The organism is Janthinobacterium sp. GW821-FHT03C10 (genome assembly GCF_059420865.1).
On record NZ_JBWKUN010000001.1, the window covers coordinates 707,365 to 728,495 of the forward strand.

A 21,131-nucleotide genomic window follows, 5' to 3' on the forward strand; every position below is an offset into this window, starting at 1 on the left:
TATATAGTGTGTGTAGCGCATACTGCACTGAAAAAACGCCGGCACCGTCCGGCGTTTTTTCATGCCCCGGCCAGGCTTACTGTATCGCCAGCTGCCGCCCGCCCGTGCCTTCCTTCTTCGGCAATTCCAGCAGCAGCACGCCATTTTCATAGCGCGCCTGCGCACCGGCCTCGTCCACCTCGTGCGGCAGCACGAAGCTGCGGTATTGCTGGCCGTACTCGCGTTCGCTGCGCACGGTCTTGCCGCCGTCGTCGCGCGTCACCCTTTCATCCTTGAGTTCGGCACTGATGGAGACGCGGTTGCCGTCGATGGAGACCTTGATGTCGTCCTTGTTGACGCCTGGAATGTCTGCCTGCACCTGATAGGCTTGCTCGGTTTCGGAAATGTCGACACGCATGCGTGACGAACCCGCATCGCGCAGGCGCAAGGCGGGCGCGAAAAAGTCATGCATGAAATCTTCCATGTCGCTGAACGGGTCGAAACGTGCCAGCGGGTTTTGCGGATCGCGACGGGTCAATTGATTAGCCATGATGTCCTCCTGCAAGGGCTGGTTTGCACACGGCGGTCATCCGCAGGGACGCCGCCACCTCCTGCATCTTAGGATGCGAACCGCTTGTCTCTTTGATCTGTCTCAATCGCGGCCAGCTTGATTTTTCCTCTACTTTGATCTGTGCGCTGGCGCGCTTTGCACCGCCTTGCGAGTCGGCAATTTGGCGCAAGGCTGTTATGCTAGCGCACGCTATGCTTGACCACCAGAAATCTTGCATTTCAATTAAAATTGACTTTTTCGCGACAGCCTTACACGGACATGATGAATACCAAGACCCCGATCGACTCCTTCAGCTTTCGCCGCATCCTCGCCCGCAACGTCACCTTGCCGCTGCTTATCGGGGTCGTCACGGCCCTCGTGTTTGTCGGCTTGATCGCCTACCTGCTGTCGGCCCTGCGCTCGGTCGAGCATTCCGAACGGGTGATCGGCAATGCGAACGAGGTCATGAAGCTGTCCGTCGACCTGGAAACAGGCATGCGCGGCTATCTGCTGACGGGCGATGAAACGTTTTTGGCGCCGTATAAATCGGGCAAGGCAAAGATCGCCGTGGAAATGAGCACCCTGCTCGAGCTCGTTTCCGACAGCCCCATCCAGGTGGACCGCTTGCGCCGCATCCACGCGCTGCAAGGCCAGTGGATGGAGTACGCGGAAGCCGTGATCGCCCAGCGCCGCAACAACCAGGAATTCCTCGCGCGCGTGCGCCAAGGCGAAGGCAAGCTGGAATTCGACGAAATCCGCCGCGAATTCCTCACCTTCCTGTCCATGGAGCAGCGCCTGCGCCAGGAGCGGGCCGACTCGGCAGAAGGACGCACCATGCTGGCCGTGGTGGTGTTCCTGATCCTCAGCCTGGGATTGTCCGGCTTGCTCGCCTACCTGGGACGGCGCGAGCTGCTGCGCCTGTCCGATATCTATAACGATGCCCTCGAGCAGCGCGGCAAGGACAACGACGTGCTGCAGGAGCAAGCATGGCTGCGCACGGGACAGACGGAGCTGGCGGCCCACACGAGCGGCCAGCTGGGCCTGCCTCAGCTGGGACGGCACGTGCTCGATTTCCTCGCCCACCGGCTGGAAGTGGCCGTCGCCACCCTGTACGTCGTCGACGAGGATGGCAGCCTGCGCCGCACGGCCGTGTACGGTTTCAACGAACAGGGCGTGAAGGAAAAACAGGTGTTCAAGCTGGGCGAAGGCCTGGTGGGCGAGACGGCGCGCGAAAAGCGCCTCAAGCATGTGCAGCAAGTGCCCGAGAATTACCTGACCGTGACGTCGAGCCTGGGCAGCGGCGCGCCGCTGGAACTGGTTTTGGCGCCCGTCAACAATGAAGGCGTCGTCAACGGCGTCATCGAACTGGGTTTTACGCATCCCGTCAGCGCCCGCGCCAAGGAATGGCTGAACCTGATTGGCGCCAATATCGGCACCTCGCTGGAAGCGGCCCTGTACCGCCAGCGCCTGCAAAATGTGCTGGAAGAAACCCAGCAATTGAATGAAGAACTGGAAGTGCAGCAGGAAGAGCTGCGCACGGCCAATGAAGAGCTGGGCGAGCAGTCGCGCGTGCTGGAACAGTCGCAAGCCCACCTGGAAGAGCAAAAGGCGGCGCTGGAGCAGTCGAACGAGCAGCTGGCCGTGCAGGCGCTGTCGCTGGACCAGAAGAACATGGCCATCGGCCAGGCGCACGCCCAGCTGGAAGCGCGCGCCGAAGAGCTGCAGCGGGCCAGCCGCTACAAATCCGAATTCCTGGCGAACATGTCGCATGAGCTGCGCACGCCGCTGAACAGCTCGCTCATCCTGTCGAAGCTGCTGTCGGACAACAGCAGCGGCAATCTGACGCCGGAGCAAGTGACGTTTGCGCAAACCATCTATTCGGCCGGTAACGACCTGTTGACCCTTATCAACGATATCCTCGACATTTCCAAGGTCGAGGCGGGCAAGCTGGAATTGACGCCGGACGCCGTGCCTTTCGACGAGCTGCTCAGCAGCATGAAGATGCTGTTCGGCGCCCAGGCGCAGCAAAAGAAACTGGTGTTTGACGTCAAGGTGGCGCCGGATACGCCGCCATCCTTCGTCAGCGACCGCCAGCGCCTGGAGCAGATCCTGAAAAACCTGCTGTCGAACGCCATCAAGTTTACCGATGCGGGCACGGTGTCCCTGCACGTGAGCGCCGATGCGGCCGGCCAGGTGCGCTTCCAAGTGCAGGATTCGGGCATCGGCATCGCCGATGACCAGCAGCACAAGATCTTCGATGCCTTCCACCAGGCCGACGGCACCACCAGCCGCCGCTACGGCGGCACGGGCCTGGGCCTGTCGATCTCGCGCGACCTGGCCGCCTTGCTGGGCGGCGGCATCGAGCTGGCCAGCACGCCGGGCCAGGGCAGCACGTTTACCCTGGTGCTGCCGGCCGTCATGCCGGAACGCGCGGTGGACGCGGCGGCAACGCCCCCCGCCGCGCCGCAAGCGCCCGCAAAGACAGTGGCCGCCGCGCCGAAGGCGGCACCCGCCGCCAAGCCGGTGCCGCTGCCCACCTTCCAGGATGACCGCGATAGCGTGCCCCCTGCCAAGACGGGCCAGCGTTCCGTGCTGGTGATCGAGGACGAGCCGTCGTTTGCCGGCATCCTGTTCGACCTCGCGCATGAAATGCAATACCGCTGCCTGGTGGCGCACGGCGCCGACGAAGGCTTGCGCCTGGCGGAAGAATTCCTGCCCGACGCCATCCTGCTCGACATGGGCTTGCCGGACCGCCCGGGCTTGCTGGTCTTGCAGCAATTGAAGGAAAATCCGCTGACGCGCCACATCCCCGTGCACATCGTCTCCGGCAACGACCAGATTCAGGAAGCCATGCAGCTGGGCGCCATCGGCTACGCCACCAAGCCGCGCACGCGCGAGCAGCTGAAGGAAGTGTTCCGCAAGCTCGAATCGAAATTCACGCAGCAGATGAAGCGCATCCTGCTGGTCGAGGACGACGAACGCCAGCGCGAAAGCGTGGTGCACCTGATCAGCGACAACGACGTGGAAATCACGGCCGTGGCCTTGGGCGAACAGGCGCTGGAATTGCTGAAGACACAGATTTTCGACTGCATGATCATCGACTTGAAGCTGCCCGATATCCAGGGCAACGAATTGCTCGAACGCATGGAACATGAAGAGCTGTGCTCGTTCCCGCCCGTCATCGTCTACACGGGCCGCAACCTGAGCCGCGAGGAAGAAGCGGACCTGATGAAGTATTCGCGTTCCATCATCATCAAGGGCGCCCGTTCGCCCGAGCGCCTGCTCGACGAAGTGACTTTGTTCCTGCACAAGGTGGAGTCCGAACTGTCGAGCGAGCGCCAGGGCATGCTGCAACAGGTGCGCAGCCGCGAACGCGTGTTTGAAGGGCGCAAGATTTTGCTGGTGGACGACGACGTGCGCAATATCTTTGCCCTGACGAATGCGCTGGAACAGAAAGGCGTGGTGGTGGAAATCGGCCGCAACGGCTTCGAAGCCATCAGCAAGCTCAACAGCGTGGACGATATCGACCTGGTGTTGATGGATGTCATGATGCCGGGCATGGATGGCCTGGAAGCGACGCGCCTGATCCGCGCCGATGGCCGCTACAACAAGCTGCCCATCATTGCGATTACGGCCAAGGCCATGAAGAATGACCAGGAAGAATGCCTGCAGGCGGGCGCGTCCGACTACCTGGCCAAGCCGATTGACCTGGACCGCCTGTATTCGCTGCTGCGCGTGTGGATGCCGAAGATGGAACGCATCTGATGCCACGCCACGCGATGGAAGGTTGCTGATGTTCCCGCGCTACACGGATGCGCAACTGCACGCGCTGATGGAAGCCATCTATCAGCGCTACAGCTACGACTTTCGCGACTATTCCCTGCCCTCGCAGCGCCGGCGCCTGAACCAGGCGCTGGAGCGCTTCCATTGCGCCGACCTGCCCGCCTTGCAGCAACTGGTGCTGGATGACGCGGCCAGCTTTGGCAGGCTGCTGCAGATTTTGACCGTGCCCGTCACGCAGATGTTCCGCGACCCGGCGTTTTTCTTCGCCTTGCGCGAACACGTGGTGCCCGTGCTGAAAACCTACCCGTCGCCGACCATCTGGGTGGCCGGTTGCTGCACGGGCGAAGAAGCGCTGTCGCTGGCCATCGTGCTGCACGAGGAAGGATTGCTCGAACGCAGTACGATCTACGCCACCGACATCAATCCGCAAGCGCTGGCCACGGCCGCGCGCGGCGTGTATCCGCTGCACCGGCTCGAGGAGTATGGCGCCAACTACCTGGCAGCGGGCGGCCTGGGCCAGCTGGCCGACTACTACACGGTCGAGCACGCCACGGCGCGTTTCCAGCAGCGTCTGCTCGACAGGATCAACTTTGCCGACCACAGCCTGTCCACGGACAGCGTTTTTATTGAAACGCAATTGATTTGCTGCCGTAATGTGTTGATTTACTTCAATAAAACCTTGCAGGAGCGGGCCCTGGGCCTGTTCCACGATTCGCTGTGCCACCGGGGTTTCCTGGGCCTGGGCAGCAAGGAAAGCACGCATTTCACGCGCTTTGCCGCCGACTTCGAGCCATTGCCGGGTCCCGAAAAGCTCTACCGCAAGCGTGCGCCGTCGCACGCCGCTTCCCATTACGCTGGACGGCACATGCCAGGAATGAAACATGATGAATGAAACAAGCACCAAACTGCTGATCGTCGACGACTTGCCGGAAAACTTGCGCGCGCTCAATGCGCTGATCCGCGAGAGCGACCGCAGCGTCTACCAGGCATCGTCGGGCGAAGAAGCGCTGGCCCTGCTGCTCGAACACGATTTCGCGCTGGCCATCCTCGACGTGCAAATGCCGGAAATGGATGGCTTCGAGCTGGCGCAATTGATGCGCGGCACGGAAAAGACGCGTCACATCCCCATCGTCTTCGTCACGGCGGCCGGCAAGGAAATGAATTTCGCCTTCCAGGGCTATGAAAGCGGCGCCGTCGATTTCCTGCACAAGCCGCTCGACATCAATGCCGTGCAAAGCAAGGTCAACGTGTTCGTCGCCCTGCACCAGCAGCGCAGCGAGACGCGGCGCCAAGTGCAGGCGCTCGAACACAGCCGCCAGCAGCAGGAAGCGTTATTGAAGGAACTGCGCGCCACCCAGGCGGAACTGCAACGCTCGCTGCGCCTGCGCGACGAATTCATGTCCATGGTGGCGCACGAGCTGCGCACGCCCTTGAATACGCTGTTCCTCGAGACGCAGATGCGCACCGTCAACCTCGAGCGGGGCAACCTGGCCGCCTTCGAGCCTGAAAAGCTGGGCAAGATGGTGGCGCGCGACGGGCGGCAGATCCGCAGCATGGTGCGCCTGATCGACGACATGCTCGACGTCTCGCGCATTACCAGCGGCAAGCTGTCGATCCGCCGCGAAGCCGTCGACCTGACCAGCCTGGTGCGCCGCGTGGCCGACGACCTGGGTCCGTATGCGGCCGCCACGGGCAGCGTGCTGGAAGTGCTGGCCTTCGAACCCATCCAGGGGTACTGGGATGCCTTCCGCGTCGAGCAGATCGTTGTCAACCTGATCAGCAATGCCGTGCGCTACGGCCAGGGCCAGCCCGTGGAAATCAGCCTGGCGCACACGCAGAACAGCGCCGTCATCGAAGTGCGCGACCATGGCATCGGCATCAATGCGCGCGACCAGGAACGCATCTTCGACGCCTTCGAGCGCGTCATGCACCAGGACCGCACGGGCGGCCTGGGCCTGGGCCTGTTCATCACCAAGCAACTGGTCGATGCGCATGGCGGCGCCATCACCCTGCAAAGCCAGCCCGGCAATGGCGCCCTGTTCAGCGTCACCCTGCCGCTGGCCGGCAGCTGAGGCCCGCATGAGCAGCACACCCGCCCCCCGCAGCCAGGCCGGCGCCAGCGGCGTCGCCTTCTTGCTGCAACTGGAACGCCGGCTGCGGCTGCTGCAAGACACGGGCGAGATCCTGTCCCTGTCGGCGCAGCTGCTGGGACAGCGCCTGGGCGCCCAGCAAGTGGCCTGTTTCGATATCGACCAGACCCTGCAATGCCCTACCCTGCAGCATGCGTGGAGCGACGGCCTGGCGCCGGGCGCCACCGGCGAGTATTTCCTCGGCGATTATGCCGCCCGCCTGGCCGATGCACTGGCCGCCGGCCAGGCGCTCGCCGTCAGCGATGTGGCGAGCGACCCGCGCACGGCCATGCCGGCCGCGCTGGCCACGTTCTCGCGCCTGGGCATCCGTGCCTTCCTGAACATTCCGATTGCCAAGGAAGGCCGCCTGGCGGCCCTGTTCGTCGTGCACAGCAGCGCGGCGCGCCTGTGGCATGCGGACGAGATCGAACTGGCCGTGCAAGTGTCGGAACGGGTCTGGTCGACCATCTTGCGGGCGCAGGCGGAATCGCGTTTGCGCGCCCTCAGTGCCAGCATGGAAACGCAGGTGGCCGAGCGCACGCGCGAGTTCGGCCGCACCTGGAACGTCAGCCCCGACTTGCTGGGCGTGCTCAACCTCGACGGCTATTTCGAGCACTCGAACCCCGCCTGGCAAGCCACCCTGGGCTGGTCGGCGGAAGAAATCCGCACGACGAAATTTTTTGAACTGATCCATCCCGAAGACTTGACGCGCACGTATGCGGCCTGGGAAGCGGCCAACCAGGGCCAGCCGGCGCTACGCTTCGAAAACCGTTACCGCCACAAGCTGGGCGGCTGGCACTGGCTGTCGTGGGTGGCCGTGCCCGAAGGCGAGAAGGTGTATTGCAGCGCGCGCGACATCACCGTGGAAAAGAAGCTGGAAGCGGACCTGGCCGCGCGCAACAGCGAGCGCGAGCGGCTGTGGCGCAGCGCGCAAGACCTGATGGTGGCCATCGATGCCGACGGCTGCTTTGCCGCCGTCAACCCGGCCGCCGGCGCCATCCTGGGCTGGCTGCCCGAGGAAATGCTGGGCCGCAGCCTGTTCGACTTCGTGCTGCCCGAGGATGCGGCCGCCACGCGCCAGGCGCTGGCGCAAGTATCGCGGGAAGCCATGCCCAGCTTTGAAAACCGCTACCGGCACCGCGATGGCGGCCACCGCTGGCTGTCGTGGGTGGCGGCCACCGAAGGCGACCTGGTGTTTGCCACGGGGCGCCACGTCACCCTGGAAAAGGAAGCGGAAAGCACCTTGCGCCGCATGCAGGAATCCCTGCGCCACAGCGAGATGGCCCTGCTGCAGTCGCAAAAGCTCGAAGCGCTGGGCAAGCTGACGGGCGGCGTGGCCCATGATTTCAATAACGTCCTGCAAATTATCTCAGGCAATCTGCAATTGCTGCAGATGACCCTGGACGGCGACCCGCTGGCCGCCAAGCGCATCGCCAGCGCCTCGTCCGCCGTGGAACGGGGCGCCAAGCTGTCGGCCCAGTTGCTGGCCTTTGCGCGGCGTCAACCATTGAAACCGCTGGTGACGGACCTGGCGCAGCTGCTGCGTTCGACGGAAGAGCTGCTGCGGCGCGCCACGGGCGAAACCATCGAGACGCGCCTGCTGCTGGCCGACGACTGCTGGCGCGCGCTGGTCGACCCGCACCAGCTGGAAAACGTCATCCTCAACCTGGCCATCAACGCGCGCGACGCCATGGCCGGCCAGGGCCAGCTGACCATCGAACTGAGCAACAGCGTGCTGGGCAGCGACTACGCGGCGCGCCATGCGGACGTGGCGCCCGGCGACTACGTGCAGCTGGCCGTCTCGGATACGGGCACGGGCATTCCGGCCGAGCTGCTGGACAAGATTTTCGAACCGTTCTTCACGACGAAAAGCGAGGGCGAAGGCACGGGACTGGGCCTGTCCATGGCGTACGGCTTCCTGCGCCAGAGCGGCGGCCACCTGACGGTCGACAGTTTGCCAGGCCACGGCAGCACCTTCCGCATCTACCTGCCGCGCTCGCTGGAAGCGGAAACGGAACTGCCGCTGCAGCTGGGCGGTCCCGTGCTGGGCGGCAAGGAAACCATCCTCGTGGTGGAAGACGACGTGCAGGTGCAGACGACGGTGGTGGACATGCTGCGCGGCCTCGGCTACGTCGTGCTGCGCGCCAGCGATGGCGAAAGCGCGCTGGCCATCGTCGGCAGCGGCGTGCCCATCGACCTGCTGTTTACGGACGTGGTGATGCCGGGCAAGGTAGCGAGCACGGAACTGGCGCGCCAGGCCCGCCTGCTGCTGCCGCAGCTGGCCGTCTTGTTTACCTCGGGCTACACGCAGGACGCCATCATGCAGGGCGGCCGATTGGAACCGGGCGTGGAACTGTTGAGCAAGCCTTACCGGCGCGAGGACCTGGCGCGGCGCATCCGCCACCTGCTGGCCAATGGCCGCCACGTGACGGCCCTGCACCAGTACCGTGCGCAGCTGGCGCCGCAGCCCGCGCCGGCGCAGCCGGAGGGAAGGCATATCCTGCTGGTGGAAGACAATGCCGATGCGCGCGCCATGACGAGCGAACTGCTGGCCATGCTCGGCCACACGGTACTGGCCGTGGGCACGGCAGAGGAAGCCTTGCCGCTGCTGGCCACGCCGGGACTGGAACTGCTGCTGACCGATATCAGCCTGCCGCAGATGTCGGGCGCCGAGCTGGCCGAACTGGCCGCCCGCGAGCAGCCGCAGCTGGAAGTGGTGTTTTCCACCGGTCATGCGCCCGCCAATTCCGGCGTGCTGGACCCGCAGGCGCGTTTTCTGGTGAAACCATTTACCCTGGAGCAATTGCAGCGGGCCTTGCTGCCGCCAGGTCAGTAGACGTCGAGCTGGCGCGCCTTCAGCGCGTTGGCCAGTTCCTCCAGGCCAAACGGCTTGCGCAGGAAGCGCGCGCTGGCGTCCTGCATCAGGCTGGCGCCCCAGTCGTGTCCTGAAGCAAACACCACGTCCAGCCGCGGCCAGTGCGCGCGCGCATGGCGCGCCAGTTCCAGGCCGGACATGGTGGGCAGGCTGATGTCCGTCACCAGCACGTCCAGGCCAGGCATGGCCAGGAGCGGCATGGCCGCCTCCGCGCTGGCCACGCCGTGCACGGTGTGCCCCAGCATATTGAGCATTTCCGTGGTCATTTCGCGCGCATCGTCATTGTCTTCCACCAGCAGGATGCGCCGCCCGGACGGGTCGGGCGCGCCCACCAGGCGACGGTCGGCCAGCAAATGGCGGATGCGCCGCGCCAGGTCTTCGCGCTGGTAGGGTTTACTCAACAGTTCCACGCCCGGGTCCAGGCGCCCGCCCCGCATGATGGCGTTATGCGTATAGCCCGAGGTAAACAGCACGGCCAGCTCGGGCAGCAGCAGCCTGGCTTGCTGCGCCAGCTCCTTGCTGCTGACGGGACCCGGCATGACCACGTCCGTAAACAGCAGGTCGATGGCCACGCCCGTGCCCAGCAGGGCCAGCGCCGAGGCGCCGTCGTCCGCATGCAGCACGTCGTAGCCGAGGCCGCGCAACATGTCGACCACCGTGTGCTGCACGGGCGCATCGTCTTCCACCACGAGGATGGTCTCGCCGCCGCCCAGCACGGGGCCCGTCAGGCCCGGCGGCGGTTCGGCCAGCTTTTCCAGCGAACGGGGCAGATAAATCTTAAACGTCGTGCCCGCACCGGGCGCGCTGTGCACCTTGATGTGGCCCGCGCTCTGGCGGATGAAGCCGTACGCCATGGACAGGCCCAGGCCCGTGCCCTCGCCTTCCTTTTTCGTCGTGAAGAAGGGTTCGAATATCTGGTCGATCACGTCGCGCTCCATGCCGTGGCCCGTGTCCGTGATGGTCAGAAGCACATATTGCCCCTCCAGTACATCGGCATGCAGACTGGCATAGGCGGCGTCGAGCGTAACATTGCTCAAGGTGAAAGTGAGGCGGCCGCCCTTGTCCATCGCGTCGCGCGCGTTGATGGCCATGTTCAGCAGCACATTTTCCATCTGGTTCGGGTCGACCAGGGTATGCCACAAACCTTCGCTGATGAAGGTTTCCTCGGCAATCGCCTCGCCCAGGGCGCGGCGGATCAGCTCGTGCATGCGGCGCAGCAAGCGTCCCAGGTCCGTCACCAGCGGCTTCAACGGTTGACGCCGCGCAAAGGCCAGCAGTTGCGACGACAGCTTGGCGCCCCGCTCGACGGCCGAGGCGGCCGAATCGAGGCGCCTGGCCGCCTGCGGATTGTCGGCCACCGTCAGCTTCAGCAACTGCAGATTGCCGGAAATGATTTGCAGCACGTTGTTGAAATCGTGGGCCACGCCGCCCGTCAGCTTGCCGATCGATTCCAGCTTTTGCGCCTGCAACAAGGCTTGCTCGCTGCGCACCAGCGCCAGACGCGCCTCTTTCTCATCGGTGACGTCGCGGCCGATGGCGTGGATCAGCTTTTGCGCCGGCACGGCCGTCCAGGAAATCCAGCGATAGCCGCCATCGCGCCGGCGGTAGCGGTTTTCCATGCGCAAGGTGGGCGCGCCGTGGGCCAGGCGCGACAAGTCCTGCAGGGCCGCCATGCGGTCGTCGGGATGCACGAGGCTGATGAAATCCATGCCCAGCGATTCGATTTCCGGCCGCTCGAGAATCTTGCTCCAGGCGGGATTGACGGCGATGATCATGCCGGCCAGGTCCGCCACCAGCATGATGTCGGTCGACAGCCGCCACATGCGGTCGCGGTCGGCCGTGCGGTTGGCCATTTCCAGTTCCAGCGAGGAATTCAGGTAGGCCATCTTTTCCAGCACGTTCTTTTGTTCCTGCACGTCCGTATTCGTGCCCACCCAGCGCAGCACCTTCCCCGCCTCGTCGAACAGGGGCAAGGCGCGCGCCAGGAACCAGCGGTAAGCGCCGTCGCTGGCGCGGCGCAAGCGGAACTCGTGTTCGTAGGCGCTGGCCGTGGCGACGGCCCGTTCCCAGCTGAGCTGCGTGGCCTGCACGTCGTCCGGATGCACGCAGTGGCGAAAGCCGTTCGATACGAGCGACTTCATCGATTGCCCCGTGTATTCGCACACCTGTTCGTTGACCCAGTAGGTGGCGCCGCTGCCATGCGCCAGCCAGGCCTGGTTGGGCATGGTCGAGGCGAGCGAACGGAACTGCGCCTCGCTGTCGAGCAAGGCATTGCGCGCCTGCCAGTGCTCGTCGATATCCTCGCACGAGCCGTACCATTTCACGGGATTGCCCTGCTCGTCGAGCCGGCAGTACGCGCGCGAATGCACCCAGCGGTACAGACCGTCCTGCCGGCGCACGCGCATTTCCGCGTCAAAAGGCTGGCAGCTGCCCACCGCTTCGCTCCACGCCGCCAGGGAATGGCGCACGTCCTCGGGGTGGACGGCATCGAGCCAGCTGGTACCGAGGCCGCTGCAGCCCGTCCATTCGCGCCAGCGCTGCGCCACATAGTCGAGCTTGCCGTCGACGTCGGCCGTCCACAGCACTTGCGTGTTGAGTTCTATCGCGTAATGAAAGTGTTCGCGGCTGTCGTGCAGCGCCTGTTCCAGCTGGCCCCGTTCGATGACATGCGCGGCCACGCGCGCGGCCAGCGCCAGCAGTTCGATTTCGGGTTGCGTGGGATGGCATGGCGCCTGGAAAAACAGGCCCAGCACGCCCAGGATATGCCCCTTGGCGCCAAACACGGGCGCGACCCAGCAGGCGCGGTAGCCGTGCAGCATGGCTTCCTTGCGTCCCGCGCTCCAGTGCACGTCGCGCGTGATGTCGCCGCAATACACGGGCGCGCCGGAAAAGGCCGCCGTGCCGAACGGGGACGGCTGGTCGCCGCCGTGGCGCAAGGCCAGGCACAGGTCTTGCGGCAGGCTGGGCGCGGACAAGCCGCAAAAGCGGTCGGCCTCGTCGATGAGCACGAGGCAGGCATGCGCGCCGCCCTCGGCCAGGTCTTGCAGCGCCAGCAACAAGTGTTCCAGAGCATGGGCCAGGTCGGCGCCTGCCGCGATGCTGCCCAGCGCACTATGCTCGGCGTCCAGCAAGGAAAGAATGTTGTTTGCGTGCACCGTGTCGATAAGGGGAAAACTGATGCCGAAATATACCATGGGGCAACGCTCTTGCAGGAGGAAAACAGCGCGTTGCTTGATCTCCGCGGCCACGCGGCCCTATGCTAAAGTGTTGCTCTCTTCTCAAGCGAATCCCAGCATGCCTACCTCCTTGCCGTCCTCCCTGATCGCCACCGCCCTGCTCGCCTCCGTCCACGGCGCCGTCGCCGCCCCCATGAGCCTGGACGACTACCTGGCCCTGAACGGCCCCGCGCCCACTGCGCAGATCGCGTATGGCCCGGCGCCATCGCAATACGCGCAGCTGTTCCGGCCCGAAGGCAGCGGCCCGTTCCCCGTCGTCGTGCTCGTCCATGGCGGTTGCTGGACGGTGGCCTTCGGCGGCATCAAACAGATGCGCAACGTGGCCGGCGCCCTCGTGGCGCAAGGCATCGCCGTGTGGAATGTCGAGTACCGCCGCGTCGACGAGCCGGGCGGCGGCTACCCAGGCACCTACGAAGACATGCACGCGGCCCTGGACAGCCTGCAGCAGCACGCGCCCGAATACCAGATCGACACGCGCCGCATCCTCGCCATGGGCCACTCGGCCGGCGGCCAGCTGGTGCAATGGATCGCCGGCCGCGAAAAACTGCCAAAGACCAGCCCCCTGTACCGCGACACCTACTTGCCAGTAAAAAATATCCTGAGCCTGGGCGGCCTGGCCGACCTGCGCCACGAAAAGGAATTGATCAAGAGCAGCTGCGAGCGCGACATCGCGCAACTGGCAGGCAGCGCCAGCACCGAGCGCCCCGACATCTACAGCGACACCAACGCCGCCGACCTGATCCCCAACGGCAGCCGCACAGTGCTGGCGACCGGAGAACTCGACACCATCTCCCCGCCCAGAGTCGCGCACGACTACGCGGCCAAGGCCCGGCTGGCCGGCGACCACGCGGCGGTGCTGATCTTGCCCGGGGCCAGCCATTACGACGAGATTGCGGCGACGTCGAATGCGTGGAAGATGATTTTGCCGGTGGTGCGGGAGATGCTGGGGATGGCGGGCGATCAGAACCAATAAGGCAATTGATCAATGCATGCGAATACGCAGTTTTCGAACCGGGCGATGAAGGTAAACCATGCGGGAGAGCAAGGTGCCATCAGCATTTATACCGGCCAGATCTTCGTGGCCCGTTTGACCGCAAGCCTTCTCGTGCCGGAACTGCGGGCCTTCAGGGCGCATGAGCAGGAGCACAGGACGATATTTCATGACGTTCTCGAACGCCGTGGCTTGCCGCGCTGCCGCAGCTATTCCCTGTGTGCGGCGGGTGGCTATGCGCTGGGCATCGCCACGGGGCTGTGCGGTGCGCGCGCGATCTCGCTGACCACCGTGGCCGTCGAACGGGTGGTCCTGCAGCACCTGCGGCACCAACTCACTATGTTGAGCGACGACGATGATGCGGCTGGCGCCATTAAAGCAGTCCTCAGGGACGAGCAGGAACATCACGACCAGGCATTAATCCATGCGCAAGGCAGCGGGATGTTCGGACGCATGCTGAGCGCTGTGGTATCCGGCGCCACGGAATCGGTGATCTGGCTGGGGATGCGCCTTTAGTCATACATTGCCCCAGGCGGAAAGCGGCCAGGAGCCGTCTCATGGGAATGATATGCCAAGCACAAAAATCAATGCAATGACCCAGCGCGAATGGCTTGAGCTTGGTTTTTTCTATGAGAGAGATGACGATCTCAAAGAATGGCGATTGCGAGGCCACAAAGCTGGACTTCAACAATTCGCCGAGGCGATACGCGCATATGCCGCCAACCCACGTAATAGGATTGTTTCGGAACACGAACACTTCGGACCGTACAAATATCTTGGAATCAGTGAAATCCATCAGTTAGCGCAACTGATGGAAGCTCGCCTGGATAAAGCACTCGTGGGCGATTGTGTTTTTCTTCGTTCCGAATTCGCGCCCTCATCACCATATGAGTTTATCCTGGAAATTGAGGGGGATAACTTTGACCCGTCAACGGCGGATCTTGACAGCTAGCCGTGACCATGACATTTTCTGCTAAAGTCTGCGCCGGAGCGTAGCTTGCTAACGGCAGCCTTCGGCCAGAAGCGGACGATGAATAATCATGATGAGGCGTAAAAGGAGTAGCAATGGAAGCAACACGGCTGCCGTCAAGGCAAATGGCGCAGCATGCCAAACGGCCTGTCATCCCGCTGAAGGTGTTCCTGATCGTGGTAGCAGTCGGGTTCGGGTACTTTATTTACGCGTCATCTGCTCGGATTTTGGGCGTTACCGGTACTTTGGTTTGTGTTTTTTATGTCTGGACCACCGTTTTGAATCGGCGTGAAAAGCATCGCCTTCAAACCCTGGCTTACGCCCGCGAAGGCGAATCGATATGCCACTTCGCCCGCAGTTTTGACAAAAGAAAAACCGACACCTGGATCATCCGCGCGGTGCATCAGGAATTGCAAGTTTTTCTTAGGCCGTTCATCGCGTTTCCAGTGCGAGCATCGGACTCGCTCACGGGCGATTTAGGCTTGGATGTCGATGACGTGGACGATCTCATAGTGGACGTTGCTTTGCGGGCCGGAAGATCGCTAGAACAGACCGAGCGCAACCCGTACTACGGCAAAGTGCGTACCGTTTCTGACGTAGTGCTGTTCGTAAATGCGCAACCATCGGTGTAACGAATCCATCTGTCCGCTTCGGGCGGAATCTGCGAACGATACCAACCGGCCACAAGCGGTCACTCGCGCGAGCAAGAAAAAATGGAAGATAAAATAATGCTCTTGCGGAAGATTCAATCAGCTATTCAGCAGATTCAGCCTCTGGCAGAGAAAGGCTGGCCGCCTGGGCAATCTATCCTACGACAACTAGGTTGGTGCGAAGTATTTGTGTCTGGATATCCTTCCGACCCAGCGCCAGGGCCGCTGTCCATGGGATTGATTGCCACTCGCGAACTCGACATGTACGGCGATAAGCCCGATCTCGCCTTGTTGATCAACGATATCCAAGACGCTGTGAATTCACTTCATTGATCCGCCTACTTCGGTAGTTCTATGACCGCTTCGGGGCGCAAGCAGACGTTCCTCAACCGCGAACCGGCAACGATAGCAAGAACCCGCCCGCCCCCTCAACCCAGGCTCCCCGGGCCCAGCGGGCCTGAAAAATGGCCAGGGCAAGGCGCGCGGGCGAAGACAGTACGCATGTACGGCGAGCCCAAGCAACGCAGCCATGGCCATTTTCTCAGGCCCGCGGCTCTGGCCCGCCGTTCAAAACAATACCCTCACTGAACACGCGCAAGGTACTGCGCCAGCTGGGCGAAGGTAGCCTTGAACCCCTGCGTCATCGACTCATGCCCTTCCAGGAAAGTCTCATGCTGCTCATCGGTGGCCTTGTGCGGCGTCGAGCGCAAGGTCATCGTCGTCTTGCCGTTTTCTTCCGTGAGGGTCATGACATTGAACGATTCCAATGGCCAGGTCGCGCTGACCGGATGCTGCACGGCATTGCCCTGCTTGTCGGCGAATGACAAAATCGAGACGATCTTTTCCGGCGCTTCAATCGTCTGGTAGGTGAACTTGCCCCACATCTCATAGCCATTGTCGGCGCGCATGCCGTAGTGGAAGACGCCGCCCGGCCGCAGGTCCAGCGCCAGCACGCTCAATTCGAAGCCGACGGGGCCCCACCATTGGGCCAGGCGCTCGGGCTCCACCCACGACTGGAACACCAACTCGCGCGGCGCGTCGAAGGTTTGCGTGATGACAAAGTCGCTGCTGTCGCGGTGCTGTCCGTCCTGCTTCTGTTTTTCCGTCGTCATGCTGTCTCCTGATGGTGGTGGGCTGACTGTTAATGTACCAGCGGCGCCGACAAACGGAAAGGCCTGTACGCCTGTCAAACCAGCATGCTAGAATATTGGTTAGAGACCTAACCATTAGACTGCTCACCTTATGATTTCTATCGAAGAGCGCTTTTCCGCCGCGCTCCACAAGACGGCGCGCGGCTGGCGCCATGCCATCGACCGGCGCCTGAAAGACCTGGACCTGGGGCAAGCGAGCTGGATGTGCATCGCCATGATCGCCAAATCGCCGCAGCCGCCCTCGCAAAGCGAACTGGCCCATCAACTGGGCGTGGAAAACCCCACCATGGTGTCGATGCTGGACCGGCTCGTGAAATCGGGCTTCGTGCAGCGCCAGCCGTCGGAAACGGACCGCCGCGTGAAACTCGTCGTGCTGACCGAGGCAGGCATGCAGGTCTATGAGACCGTGCGCAAGGAAGCGGACGGCTTCCGCAAGGAACTGCTGCAGGGCATAGATCCCGATCAACTGCGGGCCGCCACCGAGTTGCTGGAAGCGCTACAGGCTGCGACGGAGAAATCCGCATGAGTTCGGCCACAGCCAGTGCCACGCCGGCGCTGCCCGCTTCACAGGACCCCAGCCTGAACCGGCGCATGATCACGATTTCGATCATGCTCGCCACCATCATCCAGGCGCTCGACGGCACCATCGCCAACGTCGCCCTGCCCCACATGCAGGGCAGCCTTTCCGCCTCGCAAGACCAGATCACCTGGGTGTTGACCTCGTTCATCGTTGCCGCCGCCATCGCCACGCCCCTGACGGGCTGGCTGTGCGACCGTTTCGGCCAAAAAAACACCTTTCTCGTGTCGGTTGCCGGCTTCACGCTCGCCTCCGTGCTGTGCGGCCTGTCCGGCACCCTGTCCGAGATCGTCGCCGCCCGTCTGCTGCAAGGCGTGTTCGGCGCGGCCCTGGTGCCGCTGTCGCAGGCGGTCTTGCTCGACATCAATCCGCGCGAAAAGCACGGCTCGGCCATGGCCATCTGGGGCATGGGCGTGATGATCGGCCCCATCCTCGGGCCCACCCTGGGCGGCTGGCTGACGGACAGCTACAGCTGGCGCTGGGTCTTCTTCATCAACATCCCCATCGGCGCCATGGCCTTCTATGGCATCTGGCGCTACATCCGCAAGGACCCGCCCAACCGCCGCATGCACTTTGACATGTTCGGCTTTGCCACCCTGAGCCTGTCCATCGGCGCGCTGCAGATGCTGCTGGACCGGGGCGAGCAGAACGACTGGTTTTCTTCCACGGAAACGTGGATCGAAGCCATCGTGCTGGCCATGAGCCTCTGTTATTTCATCGCCCACACGGCCCTGCGTCCGGCCGGCAAGTCCTTCCTCGACTACCGCCTGCTGAAGAATTCGAACTATGTGAGCGGCTTGCTGTTCATCTTCATCGTCGGCATGGTGCTGTTCGCCACCCGCGCGCTGACGCCGTCGATGCTGCAAGGCTTGATGAATTACCCGGCGGCCATTGCCGGCCTGGTGACCGCGCCCAGCGGCTTGGGCACGATGCTGGCCATGCTGATCGTCGGCAGGCTGACGGGCAAGATCGATACGCGCATCCTGCTGGGCGTGGGCTTTTCCATTACCGCGTTTTCGCTGTGGCAGATGGCCAATTTCACCCTGGACCTCGTGCCGAAGACGGTCGTGTGGAACGGCATCATCCAGGGCATCGGCCTGGGCCTCGTCTTCGTGCCCCTGAGCGCGGCCACGTTTGCCACCCTGTCGCCGCAGATGCGGGCGGAAGGCACGGCAATCTATAGTCTGGTGCGCAATATCGGCAGCAGCATCGGCATCGCCCTCGTGCAGACCTTGTTGGTGCGCAATACGCAGATCGCCCATGCGTCCCTGACGGAACACATCACGATCGCCAATCCGGCCCTGCATGACCCCGGCATCGCACAGGTGTTCGACCTGGGCACGAGCACGGGCATGGCGGCGCTGAATGGCGAAATCACGCGGCAGGCGTCGATGATCGCCTACCTCGACGACTTCTGGCTGATGATGTGGCTGACCATCCTCGTGCTGCCGCTTTTGCTCCTGATTAAACCACCGAAGAAAAATGCGCCTGTCGTGGTCGACCACGCGGCCATGGAATAACCCTCATGCACACACCGATGAAACTCTCCCTCAGCGTCCTGACGCTCAGTCTATCCCTGGCCGGCTGCGCCAGCATCCCGCCCGACACGCAACAGCTGCCGCAGCAAGACCTGGCCACCGTGCAATTGGCGGCCGACATCCACCTGGCCAGCGAAGGCTGGCCCGCCGCCCAGTGGTGGCGCCAGCTCCGGGACGATCAGCTGGACCAGCTGATCGAACAGGCGCTGGCCGCCAGCCCGAACCTGGCGGTGGCGAATGCCCGCATCGGCTCGGCCCTGTCCGCGTTCGACGCGCAACATGCGGAGCGCGGCCCCAGGGTCGACCTGGGCGCGAACGCCAGCCGCCAGCGCTATTCGGGCAATGGCCTGATGCCCGCCCCCATCGGCGGCAATTACTACAACGAGGTCACGATGGGCGCGCAAGCCCATTACGACCTGGACTGGTGGGGCAAGCACAAGGCGCAGATCGCCGCCAGCCTGGGCGAAGTCAACGCGCGCCGTGCCGAGTATGCGATGGCGGAACAGATGCTGGCGGCCGAGATCGCCCGCCACTACTTCAGCATGCAAAACGGCTGGGCCCGCATGGACAACCTGCATGCGCTGGTGGCCCTGCAGCAGCAACTGGTGCTGGACAAGGAAAAGCGCATCGCCAACGGCCTCGGCGTCAGCGACGAGCATCTGTCCGCGCAAACGCGGCTGAGCCTGCTTCAGCAGCAGATCGCCCTGCTGGAAACGCAGGTCGTCACGGAACGGGAAGCCTTGCGCGCCCTGCTCGGCGGCGACAGCTCGGCACTGGCCAGCCTGCAGCCGAGGCAGGCCCAGGCGCTGCCGCATGCGCTGCCCGGCAAGCTGGGCATGGAATTGCTGGCGCGCCGGCCCGACTTGCAGGCGGCGCGTTGGCGGGTACAGGCGGCCATGAGCAAGATCGAGGCGGCGCAGGCATCGTTCTACCCCGACATCGACCTGGGTGCCTCGTTCGGCCTCGATGCGATCAAGCTGGGCAAGCTGCTCGAGTCCGGCAGCCGCACCCTGTTCATCGGCCCCGCCTTGTCGTTGCCCCTGTTCGACAGCGGCCGCCTGCAGGCGCAGCTTGCCGGCGCGCGCAGCGAACGCAACGAGCTGATCGCCGACTACAACCAGAACGTCTTCAATGTCGTGCGCGACGTGGCGCAGGCGGGCGCCAGGGTGCAAGGCGTGGAAAACCAGCTGCGCCTGCAGCAGGAAAACCTGCGCGCCAGCGAAGCGCAGCTGCGCAACGCGAATGCCCGTCTAAAACAGGGACTGGCCGACCGCGCCACCCAGCTGAATGCGGAAATGACCGTGCGCGGCCAGGTGGACCTGGGCATGCAGCTGCAAAACCAGCGCCAGAACGCGGAAATCAGCCTGACCGTGGCACTGGGCGGCGGCTACCGGGGCAGCAGCGATTTTGCCGCCGCGACGACACAACAATAACCATCGATTACGGAATACATCATGAGCAACGACACCACCACAGCCAGCAATGACAATCCCGGCAAGCGCAAAGCCGTCCTCCTCGCCATCACGGCAGCCTTTCTCGTGGCCGGCGCGGCCTGGACCGCCTACTATCAACTGGTGCTGTCCAGGGAAGAAGTGACGGACAATGCCTACGTGGGCGGTAACCTGGTCACCCTGTCCGCGCAAGTGACGGGCAATGTCGACGCCATCCGCGCCGACGAGACGCAGATGGTGAAAGCGGGCGCGCCGCTGATCACGCTGGACGCCATCGATGCGGACCTGGCCCTGAGCCAGGCCGAGGCGCGCCTGGGCAACGTCGTGCGCCAGGAGCGTGAGCGCTATGCCAGCGTGGCACAGTACGACGCCGTCATCGCGCAGCGCCGTCTGGCCCTGGCCACGGCGCAGGGCAACCTGGCGCGCCGCGCACCCTTGGCGCTGGACCACACGATCTCGGGCGAAGACCTTGTTCATGCGAAACAGGCCGTCGACGACGCCAAAGCGGCCTTGACGGTGGCGCAGCGCCAGGCCGAGTCCGCCAAATCGGGCGTGGCCGGCGTCAACCTGGCCAGCCATCCGGCCGTGCTGGCGGCCAGGGGCGACGTGCTGCAGGCGTGGCTGGCCGTGCGCCGCAACGCCGTGGTCGCCCCCGTCTCGGGCTATGTGGCCAAGCGCAGCGTGCAGCTGGGCTCGCACGTGACGCCGGGCACGCCCCTGATGTCCATCGTGCCGCTGGACCAGTTATGGGTCGATGCGAACTTCAAGGAATCCGAATTGCGCAATATCCGCGTGGGCCAGGCGGCCGCCATCGAAACGGACTTGTACGGCAGCAAGGTGGTCTACCACGGCAAGGTGCTGGGCATGTCGGCCGGCACGGGCAGCGCGTTTTCGCTGTTGCCGGCGCAAAATGCCACGGGCAACTGGATCAAGGTGGTGCAACGCGTGCCCGTGCGCATCACGCTCGATCCGAAGGAACTGGCCGCCCACCCGCTGCGCATCGGCCTGTCGACGACGGTGACGGTCGACACCAGCCATGGCGAAGGGGCGACCCTGGACCAGCCGATGGTGGCGTCCACCGTCTACACGACCAAGGTGTTGGAGCAGCCCGTGGGCGAGGCGGAGAAAATGGCCGATGCCATCATTGCGCAGAATCTTCTGAATTGATGCGTAGGTCGGCTTAGCGCAACGCGCGTAAGCCGACAACATTGTTGGTACGGCCGTTGGTGGTGTCGGATTACGCGGGGCGTT

The 21,131-nt window shown here is 63.7% G+C and carries 16 protein-coding genes; 13 read left to right on the forward strand and 3 right to left on the reverse strand.

Annotated elements, in window-relative coordinates:
- Positions 1-76 precede the first annotated feature (76 nt).
- On the reverse strand, positions 77-529 hold the full coding sequence (locus tag AC07VH_RS02905) for an Hsp20/alpha crystallin family protein (protein ID WP_494786717.1): 453 nt from the start codon (positions 527-529) through the stop codon (positions 77-79).
- A gap of 282 nt (positions 530-811) precedes the next feature.
- On the opposite strand from AC07VH_RS02905, the gene AC07VH_RS02910 reads away from it, so the two are divergent.
- From AC07VH_RS02910 to AC07VH_RS02925, 4 genes are read left to right on the forward strand one after another with little or no spacing between them, the layout of a single operon-like run.
- On the forward strand, positions 812-4,294 hold the full coding sequence (locus AC07VH_RS02910; protein WP_494787108.1) for a response regulator: 3,483 nt from the start codon (positions 812-814) through the stop codon (positions 4,292-4,294).
- A 28-nt stretch (positions 4,295-4,322) separates the two neighbouring features.
- A complete protein-coding gene (locus AC07VH_RS02915; RefSeq protein ID WP_494786718.1) occupies positions 4,323-5,204 on the forward strand; it encodes a CheR family methyltransferase in 882 nt (293 codons plus the stop codon).
- A complete protein-coding gene (locus AC07VH_RS02920) occupies positions 5,194-6,384 on the forward strand; it encodes a hybrid sensor histidine kinase/response regulator (RefSeq protein ID WP_475413836.1) in 1,191 nt (396 codons plus the stop codon). The genes AC07VH_RS02915 and AC07VH_RS02920 overlap by 11 nt, the downstream gene beginning before the upstream one ends.
- A gap of 7 nt (positions 6,385-6,391) precedes the next feature.
- Complete coding sequence (locus tag AC07VH_RS02925) at positions 6,392-9,277, forward strand: hybrid sensor histidine kinase/response regulator (protein ID WP_494786719.1); 2,886 nt, start codon at positions 6,392-6,394, stop codon at positions 9,275-9,277.
- Here the strand turns inward: AC07VH_RS02925 and AC07VH_RS02930 are convergent.
- Complete coding sequence (locus AC07VH_RS02930) at positions 9,271-12,510, reverse strand: PAS domain-containing protein (protein ID WP_494786720.1); 3,240 nt, start codon at positions 12,508-12,510, stop codon at positions 9,271-9,273. The two genes, AC07VH_RS02925 and AC07VH_RS02930, sit on opposite strands and share 7 nt — an antisense overlap.
- Positions 12,511-12,610: 100 nt before the next feature.
- Between AC07VH_RS02930 and AC07VH_RS02935 the strand changes: the two genes are divergently transcribed.
- The 5 genes from AC07VH_RS02935 to AC07VH_RS02955 all read left to right on the forward strand — a co-directional run bounded on the left by AC07VH_RS02935 (position 12,611) and on the right by AC07VH_RS02955 (position 15,496).
- Positions 12,611-13,525, forward strand: a complete 915-nt coding sequence (locus AC07VH_RS02935; RefSeq protein WP_494786721.1) for an alpha/beta hydrolase — start codon at positions 12,611-12,613, stop codon at positions 13,523-13,525.
- A 12-nt stretch (positions 13,526-13,537) separates the two neighbouring features.
- Positions 13,538-14,059: a demethoxyubiquinone hydroxylase family protein gene (locus AC07VH_RS02940; protein WP_494786722.1), complete on the forward strand. Its 522-nt coding sequence runs from the start codon at positions 13,538-13,540 to the stop codon at positions 14,057-14,059.
- Positions 14,060-14,111: 52 nt separating this feature from the next.
- Entirely contained in the window at positions 14,112-14,495 is a 384-nt protein-coding gene (locus AC07VH_RS02945; protein ID WP_494786723.1) for a hypothetical protein, read from the forward strand.
- 113 nt (positions 14,496-14,608) lie between these two features.
- Entirely contained in the window at positions 14,609-15,145 is a 537-nt protein-coding gene (locus AC07VH_RS02950; RefSeq protein WP_494786724.1) for a hypothetical protein, read from the forward strand.
- Positions 15,146-15,226: 81 nt separating this feature from the next.
- Positions 15,227-15,496: a hypothetical protein gene (locus tag AC07VH_RS02955; RefSeq protein ID WP_070308428.1), complete on the forward strand. Its 270-nt coding sequence runs from the start codon at positions 15,227-15,229 to the stop codon at positions 15,494-15,496.
- Positions 15,497-15,744: 248 nt separating this feature from the next.
- Here the strand turns inward: AC07VH_RS02955 and AC07VH_RS02960 are convergent, their stop codons facing one another.
- Positions 15,745-16,275, reverse strand: a complete 531-nt coding sequence (locus tag AC07VH_RS02960; protein ID WP_494786725.1) for an SRPBCC family protein — start codon at positions 16,273-16,275, stop codon at positions 15,745-15,747.
- 130 nt (positions 16,276-16,405) lie between these two features.
- Between AC07VH_RS02960 and AC07VH_RS02965 the strand changes: the two genes are divergently transcribed.
- The 4 genes from AC07VH_RS02965 to AC07VH_RS02980 are packed head-to-tail and all read left to right on the forward strand — an operon-like array spanning position 16,406 to position 21,047.
- Complete coding sequence (locus AC07VH_RS02965; protein ID WP_494786726.1) at positions 16,406-16,840, forward strand: MarR family winged helix-turn-helix transcriptional regulator; 435 nt, start codon at positions 16,406-16,408, stop codon at positions 16,838-16,840.
- A complete protein-coding gene (locus AC07VH_RS02970; RefSeq protein ID WP_494786727.1) occupies positions 16,837-18,411 on the forward strand; it encodes a DHA2 family efflux MFS transporter permease subunit in 1,575 nt (524 codons plus the stop codon). The genes AC07VH_RS02965 and AC07VH_RS02970 overlap by 4 nt, the downstream gene beginning before the upstream one ends.
- 17 nt (positions 18,412-18,428) lie before the next feature.
- Entirely contained in the window at positions 18,429-19,862 is a 1,434-nt protein-coding gene (locus AC07VH_RS02975; protein WP_494786728.1) for an efflux transporter outer membrane subunit, read from the forward strand.
- Positions 19,863-19,883: 21 nt separating this feature from the next.
- The gene (locus AC07VH_RS02980) at positions 19,884-21,047 is read left to right on the forward strand and encodes an HlyD family secretion protein (protein ID WP_494786729.1); all 1,164 of its coding nucleotides are present in this window, start codon (positions 19,884-19,886) and stop codon (positions 21,045-21,047) included.
- Positions 21,048-21,131 lie beyond the last annotated feature (84 nt).